This is a genomic window from Pseudomonas sp. OIL-1 (assembly GCF_010669185.1).
Lineage (GTDB): Bacteria > Pseudomonadota > Gammaproteobacteria > Pseudomonadales > Pseudomonadaceae > Halopseudomonas > Halopseudomonas profundi.
In genome coordinates this window covers 3,553,623-3,565,553 of sequence record NZ_CP048629.1, presented here as the reverse complement: position 1 = coordinate 3,565,553, position 11,931 = coordinate 3,553,623, and the positions used below count along the sequence as shown (strand labels likewise).

Sequence of the window (11,931 nt, the reverse complement as noted above, 5' to 3'; positions counted from 1 at the left end):
CAAAGCCCGGACATCGATCGATGCCCGGGCTTTCAAGTCAACGCTGGTAGCGCTTAATCGTGCAGGTGTTCGCAGGCGTGCAGGGTGTTCTCGAGCAGGCAGGCGCGCGTCATCGGGCCGACACCGCCTGGTACTGGCGTAATCCATGCCGCACGTTCGGCAGCGGGACCGAATTCGACGTCGCCGCACAGTCGACCGTCCTCCATCCGGTTGATACCGACATCAATCACGATCGCGCCGGGCTTGATCCATTCGCCCTTGACCAGACCGGGCTTCCCGGCGGCCACAATCACGAGGTCCGAGCGGCCTACATGCTCGGCCAGATTCCGGGTAAAGCGATGCGTAATGGTCGTTGTGCAACCAGCGAGCAGCAATTCCAGCGCCATCGGACGGCCGACAATGTTCGATGCGCCAATCACGGTGGCATCCAGGCCGTAAGGATCAACACCGGTGCTTTTAAGTAAACGTATGATGCCTAGCGGCGTGCAGGGACGCAGGAGGGGCATACGCTGGGCCAGGCGGCCGATATTGTAGGGGTGGAAGCCATCGACGTCCTTGTCCGGACGGATACGTTCGAGCAACTGGGACGAGTCGAGGTGTGCGGGGAGAGGTAGCTGCACGAGAATCCCATCGATATCCGGGGTCTCGTTCAACGTATCGATCAGGCTGAGCAACTCTTCCTGGCCTGTGCTGGCTGGCAGGTCGTAGGAGCGTGATACGAAGCCTACTTCCTCGCAGTCTTTTCGTTTGTGTGACACGTATACTTGTGAGGCGGGGTCGGTGCCTACCAGAATGACGGCAAGGCCGGGCAGTCTGAGACCCTTGGTCCTGCGTTCGTTGACCTTGGCGGCGATTTCTCGACGGAGGTTGGCAGCGATTTGCTTGCCATCGATGAGCTGGGCGTTCATTGGCTTCCTGACGAAACATAGAATGCTCCGATTGTCGCATGACGCGGCCCTTGGGCAAAAGGGCGAACCATCAGGCAGGCCTAACTTACTCAAATATCTCAAAAAAGATTGCCGCGCCCGTTGACGCAGAGATGGTGGCTGAGTATTATTCGCCCCGCTTCACGAACACGGTGACGTGGTTTTGGAAGGCGATCAGGCTCCATGGTTTTACCGGCTCCGGCTCCGGCTTGTACAGCGAACATTTTCAGATACCCTTTAACGGAATCGATAATGTGAACCAGGCGCCCGTAGCTCAGTTGGATAGAGCATCCGCCTTCTAAGCGGATGGCCGCAGGTTCGAGTCCTGCCGGGCGCACCAGCCGCATTGCACGTGAAGTAGAGCAAGAGTTGTACTTGTGAAGGGTTGTATATGGTGGGCGTAGCTCAGTTGGTAGAGCACAGGATTGTGACTCCTGGTGTCGTGGGTTCGAAACCCATCGTCCACCCCATATTCTGAAGACGCCAGGCTCCAGCCTGGCGTTTTTCATGCAAGACCTCTTTAGCGGATGTGGTGGAATTGGTAGACACACCAGATTTAGGTTCTGGCGCCGCAAGGTGTGGGAGTTCGAGTCTCCCCATCCGCACCATTATTATTGCTTCGTTGTGACCAACGGCACTCTGCCGGTTTATTGGAGTTACCGACGCTAGGTCAGTATCCCGCGTCCGGTTCCTCGCCAGCACTTCCTTTTTCTCGCCTTGATCCTCCGTCTTTGATGGCACCTCTGGTCGCAAACGCGTATCCGGTAGTTGGCACTATGCCATCATGGCACTACACTGCCGTGAAACCCGAAACCCAGGCGATGGAATGCGATTGCGCAGCTTTGATATAAAACGAATCGACGGGCTTACCCTGATAGAGCTTCTGCTTGCGCTGGTAATCATCGGGCTGTTGGCTGCGATTGCGCTGCCAAGCTATCAGCGCTACGTGGAGCAGGCAAAGATCACCTCCGCTATTGCCGATATCGTCACTATCGAAGCCAGTATCGAGCGCTTCTATGCCATCAATCGCAAATTTCCTCTGAGTCTCGCCGAAATCGGTTTGGCGGATATGCGCGACCCCTGGGAAAATCCCTATCAGTTCCTGAATTTTTCGACTCTCAAGGGGAACGGGAAGGGCGGCATGCGCAAGGACAAGAATATGGTGCCGGTCAACACGGATTACGATCTCTACAGCATGGGCAAGGACGGTCGCACCAATCAGACGTTCACCTCCTCTATGGGGCGCGACGATATCGTGCGGGCGAACAACGGTAGTTTCGTCGGGCTGGCGTCAGAGTACTGATCGGTGAGAATCAACTTCCGGACGTTCAACAGCCGCTTCGCTCGTCGCCTTTTCAGCTTTCTTTTCCTTGCCATAACCCTGCCGGTGCTGGTGCTTGCTTCGATCACCCTGCTGCAGGTCTCCGATCAGCTCACAGCTCAGCATCGGGACCAGTTGCACAAAGACGCCAAGCATATCGGCATGAGCTTGTTCGATCGGCTGCAACGGGTGGTCGGCGATATGCAGCTGGCCGTGCTACACCCGGAGCTGACGGTCACTGCCTCCGGTGCGACCTGGTTTCGTCCGGCTTTCGATTCCGACGGGTCCAGTTTGAATCCACTCTGGCTGGAACCGGAAGTACCTGCGCCGTGGATGCTGAGAGAATCGCTGCAGGCGTTGCCCGTCGCTCAGTCGGACGGTGTCTGGGTCCGTATGCTTCAGCGCAGTGGCGAGCCCTCGATTGTTATGGTGGTCGTTCGCTCTCGCGGTGAGACGCTGGTTGCGCGGGTCAGCCAGGACTATCTCTGGGGCGCAGAGCAGTTGGCAGAGAATCAGCTGATTTGCATTATCGATGCGAAGTCTGCCCCGCTATTCTGCAATCAGTCCTCCGGGCAGGTGTCATTGCAAGCCTTGGCCGCGCGCGGCCTGGAGGGCGCGTCGGGGTATTTCACCTGGCGTGATGCAGGGCGCGACATGCGTTCAGTCTATTGGGAAGTGTTTCTTCGCGGTCTGGGTATGAGCGATAACTGGACTGTCGTGCTCAGCGAGCCGCAGCACAGCTTTTTTGCTCCCTCTGGCCGCTTCGGTTTTTCGATGGCTGTCATCATTCTCATCTCGATGCTGGCAGCATTGATGTTCAGTATCAGGCATATTCGCCGTGTACTCAGGCCGCTGGATATGCTGCGGCGTGCGACCGCCAGGGTAGGGGACGGGCGCCTGGACAAGCCGGTGGTGGTAAATAGCGGCGATGAGTTCGAAGAGCTGGCGGACTCGTTCAACGGCATGATGGGTAAGCTGGCGCTTCAGTTTCATCAGCTTGAGGCTCTCGCCGATATCGACCGGCTGATCCTGTCCGCTATGGACCCCGACCTTGTCGTCAGCCAGGTGGCAGAGCGGATAAGGCAGTTGCTTGGTAGCGAATTACTGGTGATCGTCGCGGAGCAACACGCTGAACAGCAATTGATTATTGGCGTGGCCGATTCGCCTGTCGAGGTCGCCGTCATCGATCCGGAGGGCTTCAATCAGGCCATCGAGCAACTCAAGCAGCAGAGTGAAATGCTTGTTCCGCAGCGGCCCGCCTGGCTGTCCTGTTCGTCCTTCGCGCAGGATGTTTCAAGCTGGACGCTGGTGCCGCTTCAGGCGCGCAACGCTAAGGGTCTGGTGGTGCTGGGCAATCGGCAGTCATGCTCCGTTGCAGCGTTGCATTTACCGGCTGCTTTGCAGTCGATCAGACGCATATCCATTGCGCTGACGCGTGCTCATTGGCAAGCCGAACTCTATCAGCAGGCGCATTATGATGAGCTGACAGGCCTGCCCAACCGTTCCGCATTGAAGATCAAATTGACTGAGGCGCTGGCGCGATCCTCACAGGACGGAACGCGCGTGGCGGTCATGTTCATTGATCTGGACCGGTTCAAGCTGATCAATGATGCGCTAGGGCACGCCGCGGGCGATGAGTACCTACGTCAGATTGCTGCGCGCATCCGGCAATGTGCGCCCCCGTCCGATCTGGTCGCTCGGCTTGGCGGAGATGAGTTCACGGTTGCAATGAGTGATATCCCGGGCACTGCCGATGTTTCGGTGATGGTAGAGGGCGTGATCAATCGACTGCTGGAGGTCGTGCCTCAGCCGGTGCTGATAGGTTTGCATGAGCTGCGCAGTACTTTGAGTATCGGCGTGGCAGTTTTTCCTGATGACGGCAAGAGCCTCGACGACCTGATGAAGCAGGCTGATACGGCGATGTATCAATCCAAGCGGCGCGGCGGCAATGGTCATCACTTCTTCGTAAAAGATATGCATGTGGCTGCACAGCAACGCATGGAGCTGGAAAGTGACATGCGGCATGCGTTGGAAACAGACGGTTTCGAGCTTTATTACCAGCCGCAGATGTCCGCCGAAACCGGTGCCATGATAGGCGCTGAGGTGCTGCTACGCTGGCAGCATCCTACCCGCGGCAATATTTCGCCCGGTATATTCATTCCTATTGCCGAGGAGTCCATGCTCATTGCCGAGATCGATCGCTGGGTGCTGGATGCCGCATGTCGGCAGATTCGAATCTGGCTGGACGAAGGGCTCAACCCGGTGCCCTTGTCGATCAATATCTCCGCCGCCCATTTCCAGCAACCGACCTTTGTCGGGCGCGTCCGCAACAGTCTGGCTGATTACCAGTTGGGTCCGCAGCGTATCGAGCTTGAAATTACCGAAGGTGCGCTGATCAGTGATTTGTCCTACGCCCTTCAGTCATTGCAGGGGTTGCATGACGAAGGCGTGAAGCTCGCGATTGATGATTTTGGCACCGGTTATTGCTCGCTTGGTTATCTCAAGGACATGCCCATCGACAAGCTCAAGATTGATCAGTCATTCATACGCGATGTCGATCGTTCGGGGCGTGATGCGGCGATCGTCGAGGTTATTCTGCAGCTATCGCGTCGACTTGGCCTTGAGTGTGTCGCTGAAGGGGTGGAAACCGAGGCAGAGCGCCTCTGGTTGCACGAGAATGGCTGTGATGCCTATCAGGGCTACCTGTTCCACAGGCCCATGGCCTTGAGCGACTTCAGGGTATTGCTGATACGTCACGCCAGCGACCTTGAACTGACAGACTGAACGGCAGGCGCTCGTTCGGGTCCTGAAAGGCTCACCACCGTCCGTGCATCTTGTTTACTGGCAAAGGATGACTTCTGGGTGCTGAGCGCATAGAATGTCGTCCCCTTAGAATTCGTCCAATCACACTGTCTGTACAACGAGGACTCTCCATGCAAGTTTCGGTTGAAACCATCTCCGGCCTCGAGCGCCGTATGACCGTTGGCATTCCTGCCGAGCGCATCGAAAACGAAGTCAACAAGCGCTTGCAGCAAACTGCCAGCCGCGCCCGTGTCGATGGTTTCCGTCCCGGGAAAGTACCGATGAGCGTGATTCGCAAGCGTTTTGGCGGTTCTGCCCGTCAGGAAGTCATCGGCGAAGTGATTCAGTCTTCCTTCTACGAAGCCATCATGCAGGAGAAACTGAATCCGGCTGGTGCGCCGAGCGTTGAGCCCAAAGAACTGAACGAAGGCAAGGATTTCGAGTACATTGCGACCTTTGAAGTGTATCCCGAGCTGACTCTGGGCGACTTCGGTGACATCAGTGTAGAGCGCATCGAGTCCGAAGTGACCGATGCCGATCTGGAAAAAATGCTTGAAATCCTGCGCAAGCAGAACACTGTCTATGAAACAGTGGAGCGTGCAGCGCAGAACGAAGATCAGTTGACTGTCGACTTCACCGGTCGCGTTGATGGTGAGGCCTTCCAGGGCGGTACTGCCAGCAACACTCAGATTGTGCTTGGCTCTGGCCGCATGATCCCAGGTTTCGAAGAAGGTCTGGTCGGTGCCAAGGCCGGCGATTCGTTGACCTTGAACGTGACCTTCCCCGAGGATTATCAGAACCTGGAGCTGGCTGGAAAGGCTGCCGAGTTCGAAGTGGTTGTGCATAGCGTCGCAGCGCCGGTTCTGCCCGAGCTGAACGACGAATTCTTTGCCAAGTTCGGCGTTGAAGAAGGCGGGCTCGAAGGCTTCCGCGCAGAGGTTCGCAAGAACATGGAGCGTGAGCTGCGTCAGGCGATCAAGGGCAAGACCAAGACCCAGGTCATGGATGGTCTGTTAGCTACCAACCAGGTCGAAGTCCCGAAAGCGCTGCTGGGCAGCGAAATCGATCGGCTCCGCGAGCAGGCGGTTCAGCAGTTCGGTGGTGGTAATATCAAGCCCGAGCAGCTGCCCGCTGAATTGTTCGAAGAGCAAGCCAAACGCCGCGTCAGCCTGGGGTTGATCGTTGCCGAAGTCGTCAAGCAAAACGACATCAAGCCTGATAACGATCGGGTCCGCGCGATGGTCGAGGATCTTGCCTCGGCTTACCAGGAGCCTGAACAAGTGGTTAACTGGTACTTCCAGAACGAGCAGCAACTCGCAGAAATACAGTCGGTTGTGCTGGAAGAGCAAGTCGTGGATACTGTGTTGCAGAAGGCTAAGGTGACCGACAAACAGGTCAGCTATGAAGACGCCGTCAAACCCGCCCAGCCAGCTGCGCCAAGCGGTGAGGCGGAAAGCGGCGCTGACGAGTAATTCGTCGCCATATCACGCAACGCATGGAGCCAGCCTTAGGGCTGGCTCCTGTGTTTATGCGACAGGCTAATTCGGAGTAATAGCGATCCATGACCCAACATACATTTAACCAGTTTGCACCTGACGTTCAGGCTGCGGGTGGCTTGGTCCCAATGGTGGTAGAGCAGTCTGCACGCGGCGAGCGTTCGTATGACATCTACTCGCGCCTGCTCAAGGAGCGTGTGATCTTCCTCGTGGGTCAGGTTGAGGATTACATGGCCAACCTGGTAGTCGCTCAGCTGTTGTTCCTTGAGTCGGAGAATCCTGACAAGGACATCCACCTGTACATCAATTCGCCGGGTGGTTCGGTCACTGCGGGCATGGCGATCTATGACACCATGCAGTTTATCAAGCCGAACGTCAGCACCCTGTGTATTGGGCAGGCCGCCAGTATGGGCGCTTTCCTGTTGGCAGGCGGGGCGGAAGGCAAGCGTTTCTCGCTGCCGCATTCGCGCATGATGATTCACCAGCCGCTGGGCGGATTCCAGGGTCAGGCGTCCGATATCGAGATTCATGCCCGGGAGATTCTGTTCATTCGGGAACGCCTGAACCGCATCATGGCGCATCATACCGGCCAGCCGATGGAAGTGATTGAGCGCGATACGGATCGGGATCGGTTCATGAGCGGCACTGAAGCAGTGGAATATGGTCTGATTGACCGTGTGATTGAAAGCCGCGAGATGGCCGGCTAACAGTCGGCAGACTCGGGGGCCGGTCCTGGTGCCGGTTGGAGCGCAGCATTGGGTGCGCTCCTGTAGTACCGCTTTTCTGAATGGATGGGCGGCGTGCGTTGACAGGATCGCGCTTGCAAAGCAGCGTTGATGCCTTCATCTTTGTGATAAGAGTGAACCGTAAGCAGGGGTTTTCGATGACCGATATGACTGGGAAGGGTGACGACAACGGCAAGTTGCTGTATTGCTCTTTCTGCGGCAAGAGCCAGCATGAAGTGCGCAAGCTGATTGCCGGCCCCTCCGTATTTATCTGCGATGAGTGTGTTGACCTGTGCAACGACATCATTCGTGAAGAAGTGCAGGAAAACCAGACTGAGAGCAGCAGCCAGAAGCTCCCGTCGCCGAAGGAAATCAGCGGCATTCTGGATCAATACGTGATCGGCCAATTGCGCGCGAAGAAGATTCTGTCCGTAGCCGTTTACAACCACTACAAGCGACTCAATCAGCGCGAAGGCAAGGATGACGTCGAGCTGGGCAAGAGCAACATTCTGGTCATTGGCCCGACTGGCTCAGGCAAGACGCTGCTGGCTGAAACGCTGGCTCGTCTGCTTAACGTGCCCTTCACCATTGCTGATGCGACGACGCTCACCGAAGCGGGTTATGTCGGTGAGGATGTCGAGAACATCATCCAGAAGCTGTTGCAGAAGTGTGACTACGATGTAGAAAAGGCCCAGATGGGTATCGTCTACATCGACGAGATCGACAAGATTTCGCGCAAGTCCGACAATCCGTCGATCACGCGTGATGTCTCGGGTGAGGGTGTCCAGCAAGCGCTGCTGAAACTGATCGAGGGCACGGTTGCCTCCGTACCGCCTCAGGGTGGCCGCAAGCATCCGCAGCAGGAATTCTTGCAGGTTGATACGCGAAACATCCTGTTCATCTGCGGTGGAGCCTTTGCCGGACTCGAGAAAGTGATTCGTGATCGTTCTGAAAAGAGCGGGATCGGTTTCAGTGCTGCGGTGCGCAGCAAGGATGAAGGCAAGAAGGTCGGTGAGGCGTTGAAGGACGTGGAGCCGGAAGATCTGGTGCGTTTCGGCCTGATCCCTGAATTCGTCGGTCGTTTGCCGGTCGTTGCGACGCTGGACGAGCTGGATGAAGACGCGCTGATCGAAATTCTGACTGAGCCAAAGAACTCGCTGACCAAGCAATACGCGCGTCTGTTCGAGATGGAAGGCGTAGAGCTGGAGTTCCGCACCGATGCGCTGCGGTCTATCGCCAAGCGTGCATTGGAGCGAAAAACGGGTGCTCGGGGCCTGCGTTCGATACTGGAAAATGTCTTGCTGGATACCATGTACGACATCCCTTCCGCCGAGCATGTCAGCAAGGTGGTTATCGACGAGAACGTCATCAACGGGGATGCCAAGCCGCTGATGATTTACGAGTCGGTTGAGCAGTCCAAGGCTCTGCCGGAAGACTGAAAGCACTTGTTTTAACTGTGCCACCGCCCGGTGGCACAGGCTTTTCCTTGTTTTTTCTGCATTTCCTTCATTTTCTTCCTGTAACACATCATGTGAAGCCGCTTGTTTTTTTCGTTTTGTGCCCCCATCTTTGATTCATGGACATTTCATATACGGACGGATCCAGGATCCGCCCCTCTGCTAGCGAGCCTCTGCCATGACGACTCTCAGCGATTTTCCCTTACTGCCACTCCGCGATGTGGTGGTGTATCCACATATGGTGATTCCTCTCTTCGTCGGGCGTGACAAGTCCATCGAGGCGCTTGAGGCAGCAATGGCTGGCGACAAGCAGGTCTTGCTGGTCGCGCAGCGTGAACCCGGTGATGACGACCCGAAACAGGACGCCCTGTACGGCATGGGTACCGTCGCCACGATCCTGCAGTTGCTCAAACTTCCTGATGGCACCGTCAAGGTGCTGGTGGAAGGTGAGCAGCGCGCGCGTATCGATGAGGTTCGGGAGCTCGAGCTCTATCAGGAAGCCAGCGTGGAGCTGTTCGATGAGGTCGCGCTGGATGACCGCGAATCCGAGGTGCTCATTCGCAGTCTGATGAGCCAGTTCGAGCAATTTGTGCAACTGGGCAAGAAAGTCCCCTCCGAGGTGGTGTCTTCGCTTTCCAGTATCGAGGAGCCGAGCCGCCTGGTAGACACGATGGCTGCGCACCTCACGCTCAAGCTGGAGCAGAAACAGAAGATCCTCGAGATTCTGCCGCTGCGTGAGCGGGTCGAGCACGTATTAGGGGTACTGGATGCCGAGATAGACCTGCTCCAGGTCGAGAAGCGCATCCGCGGCCGCGTGAAGAAGCAGATGGAGCGCAGCCAGCGCGAGTACTACCTTAACGAACAGATGAAGGCCATTCAGAAGGAAATGGGTGGGCTCGATGATGGCAACAACGAGCTGGAGGGCATCCAGAAACGAATTGATGACGCCGGCATGACCAAGGAAGCGTACGGGAAGGCTATCGCCGAGCTGAACAAGCTCAAGATGATGTCGCCCATGTCTGCTGAAGCGACGGTGGTGCGGTCCTATATCGATTGGCTGTGTAACGTTCCGTGGAAGAAGGCCAGCAAAGTCAGGCATGACCTCAAGCGCGCGCAGGAAGTGCTGGAGAATGATCATTACGGTCTTGAGGAGGTCAAGGAACGCATCCTTGAATACCTCGCCGTGCAGATGCGCGTGCGCAAGCTCAAAGGACCGGTTCTGTGCCTGGTGGGGCCACCTGGCGTGGGCAAAACCTCCCTGGGTGAATCGCTGGCCCGGGCAACCAACCGGCAGTTCGTGCGCATGGCCCTGGGTGGCGTGCGCGATGAAGCGGAGATCCGCGGTCATCGTCGCACCTATATTGGTTCGCTGCCGGGTAAACTGATTCAGAAGATGACCAAGGCAGGGGTCAGAAATCCGCTATTCCTGCTCGATGAAGTCGACAAGATGGGCCAGGACATGCGTGGCGATCCGTCTTCAGCGCTGCTGGAAGTGCTGGATCCCGAGCAGAATCATGCCTTCAACGACCATTATCTGGAAGTTGACTACGATCTCTCGGATGTAATGTTCATCTGCACATCGAATTCAATGAACATTCCGGCACCGCTGCTCGACCGGATGGAAGTCATCCGTATCCCCGGCTACACCGAGGACGAGAAGATCAATATCGCACAGCGCTATCTGATTCCCAAACAGACCAAAAACAACGGTCTCAAGGATGGCGAATTGACCTTTACTGTCGATTCGTTACGCGACCTCGTCCGGTATTACACTCGCGAAGCAGGCGTGCGCGGGCTGGAACGACAGATCGCCAAGGTCTGCCGCAAGGTTGTGCGGGAGCAGTTGGCCAAGGGCAAAGGGAAATCAAAAGGGAATGAGGTCATTCTCGATAGCGAGCTTGTCGAGCATTACCTTGGGGTCCGCAAATTCAAGTACGGGTTGGCTGAGGAAGCGGACCAGATCGGTCAGGTGACGGGGCTTGCATGGACTCAGGTGGGCGGCGAACTGCTCAGTCTTGAGGCTGTGGTGGTGCCTGGTAAGGGTCGTCAGATCAAGACCGGCTCGCTCGGTGATGTGATGCAGGAATCGATCAGCGCTGCGCTGACCGTTGTCCGTAGCCGCGCTGCAAGTCTCGGAATTGCCTCGGATTTCCATGAAAAGCACGATATTCATATCCACGTCCCGGAAGGCGCTACTCCGAAGGACGGGCCCAGCGCGGGGGTGGGAATGTGCACTGCGCTGGTGTCTGCGCTGAGCAAGATTCCTGTGCGTGCTGACGTGGCGATGACGGGTGAGATCACTCTCCGCGGGCAGGTTCTACCGATCGGCGGATTGAAGGAAAAGCTCCTCGCAGCGCATCGTGGCGGCATCAAAACAGTCATCATCCCCCACGACAACGTGCGCGATCTGAAAGAGATCCCGGATAACATCAAGGAGAATATTGAGGTCAAACCGGTGAAATGGATTGACGAGGTGTTGCAGATTGCGCTGCAATACATGCCGGAGCCCCTGCAGGAAGGGGTTGAAGAGATAGTTGCAAAGGATGACAATCGTGAGGCCGACGCGAAGGAGCGTATCAGTACTCATTGAGTGTGAACGGTCTGCTCGGGCGGGCAGCCTTGCAACGCGGGGCTCCCTGCCGCACACCGTGTTTCTCAAGCATTCCTTGACACGGTTTTTGAGCGCTTGCTATAAAGCGTGCTTCGACCATTGCGGTACGCTGACTGGCTAGAGCTTTGCTAGGACCATAAGCTTACATAACGACTAACTACTCATTGAAATTATATAAGGGGACTTAAGTGAACAAGTCTGAACTGATTGATGCCATCGCAGCATCCGCCGATATTCCGAAAGCTGCTGCCGGTCGTGCTCTGGACGCGGTCATCGAGTCTGTTACTGGTGCTCTGAAAGCCGGTGATCCGGTTGTTCTGGTTGGTTTCGGTACTTTTGCCGTTAAGGAACGCGCTGCCCGTACTGGTCGCAATCCGCAGACTGGTCAACCGATTGAAATCAGCGCTGCCAAAATCCCTGGCTTCAAGGCAGGCAAGGCACTGAAGGACGCAGTCAACTAATCGCGTCCTGACATTGAAGTGCATCCATCAGCTTCGAGCGACAGGATGCAGACGGAACCCCGGCCGGTGTGGAGAGCCCTCAGGGGAGCCAGACGACAGCAAGGTTGTGGTTCCGTAAACTTCCAGAAGGCG

Annotated in this window: 8 protein-coding genes and 3 tRNA genes; 10 read left to right on the top strand and 1 reads right to left on the bottom strand. The window is 56.5% G+C overall.

Features of this window, described 5'->3' with window-relative positions:
* Window positions 1-53: 53 nt before the first annotated feature.
* Entirely contained in the window at window positions 54-908 is an 855-nt protein-coding gene (gene folD / locus G3M63_RS16520; protein ID WP_150299018.1) for a bifunctional methylenetetrahydrofolate dehydrogenase/methenyltetrahydrofolate cyclohydrolase FolD, read from the bottom strand.
* A gap of 281 nt (window positions 909-1,189) precedes the next feature.
* On the opposite strand from folD, the gene G3M63_RS16515 reads away from it, so the two are divergent.
* The 10 genes from G3M63_RS16515 (at window position 1,190) to hupB (ending at window position 11,799) form a co-directional block, all read left to right on the top strand.
* Window positions 1,190-1,266, top strand: a tRNA-Arg gene (locus G3M63_RS16515).
* 54 nt (window positions 1,267-1,320) lie between these two features.
* Window positions 1,321-1,396: transfer RNA gene (locus G3M63_RS16510), tRNA-His, on the top strand.
* 53 nt (window positions 1,397-1,449) lie between these two features.
* Window positions 1,450-1,534 (top strand) — tRNA-Leu (locus G3M63_RS16505).
* A 218-nt stretch (window positions 1,535-1,752) separates the two neighbouring features.
* Window positions 1,753-2,229: a prepilin-type N-terminal cleavage/methylation domain-containing protein gene (locus G3M63_RS16500; protein ID WP_163983808.1), complete on the top strand. Its 477-nt coding sequence runs from the start codon at window positions 1,753-1,755 to the stop codon at window positions 2,227-2,229.
* Window positions 2,230-2,232: 3 nt separating this feature from the next.
* Window positions 2,233-5,031 carry a bifunctional diguanylate cyclase/phosphodiesterase gene (locus G3M63_RS16495; protein ID WP_163983807.1) on the top strand — a complete coding sequence of 933 codons (2,799 nt, stop codon included), beginning with the start codon at window positions 2,233-2,235 and terminating at the stop codon, window positions 5,029-5,031.
* A 149-nt stretch (window positions 5,032-5,180) separates the two neighbouring features.
* Window positions 5,181-6,521: a trigger factor gene (gene tig, locus G3M63_RS16490; RefSeq protein ID WP_163983806.1), complete on the top strand. Its 1,341-nt coding sequence runs from the start codon at window positions 5,181-5,183 to the stop codon at window positions 6,519-6,521.
* Window positions 6,522-6,610: 89 nt separating this feature from the next.
* Window positions 6,611-7,252: an ATP-dependent Clp endopeptidase proteolytic subunit ClpP gene (gene clpP, locus G3M63_RS16485; RefSeq protein ID WP_150299014.1), complete on the top strand. Its 642-nt coding sequence runs from the start codon at window positions 6,611-6,613 to the stop codon at window positions 7,250-7,252.
* A gap of 176 nt (window positions 7,253-7,428) precedes the next feature.
* Window positions 7,429-8,709: an ATP-dependent Clp protease ATP-binding subunit ClpX gene (gene clpX, locus G3M63_RS16480; RefSeq protein WP_150299013.1), complete on the top strand. Its 1,281-nt coding sequence runs from the start codon at window positions 7,429-7,431 to the stop codon at window positions 8,707-8,709.
* Window positions 8,710-8,905: 196 nt separating this feature from the next.
* Window positions 8,906-11,317, top strand: a complete 2,412-nt coding sequence (gene lon / locus G3M63_RS16475; protein ID WP_150299012.1) for an endopeptidase La — start codon at window positions 8,906-8,908, stop codon at window positions 11,315-11,317.
* Window positions 11,318-11,526: 209 nt separating this feature from the next.
* A complete protein-coding gene (hupB, locus tag G3M63_RS16470; protein ID WP_150299011.1) occupies window positions 11,527-11,799 on the top strand; it encodes a nucleoid-associated protein HU-beta in 273 nt (90 codons plus the stop codon).
* Window positions 11,800-11,931 lie beyond the last annotated feature (132 nt).

Bases quoted from the DNA above. Each gene is read 5' to 3' on its own strand.
- clpP (WP_150299014.1), top strand. From the start codon at position 6,611: ATGACCCAACATACATTTAACCAGTTTGCACCTGACGTTCAGGCTGCG.
- clpX (WP_150299013.1), top strand. From the start codon at position 7,429: ATGACCGATATGACTGGGAAGGGTGACGACAACGGCAAGTTGCTGTAT.
- G3M63_RS16500 (WP_163983808.1), top strand. From the start codon at position 1,753: ATGCGATTGCGCAGCTTTGATATAAAACGAATCGACGGGCTTACCCTG.
- tig (WP_163983806.1), top strand. From the start codon at position 5,181: ATGCAAGTTTCGGTTGAAACCATCTCCGGCCTCGAGCGCCGTATGACC.
- folD (WP_150299018.1), bottom strand. From the start codon at position 908: ATGAACGCCCAGCTCATCGATGGCAAGCAAATCGCTGCCAACCTCCGT.
- lon (WP_150299012.1), top strand. From the start codon at position 8,906: ATGACGACTCTCAGCGATTTTCCCTTACTGCCACTCCGCGATGTGGTG.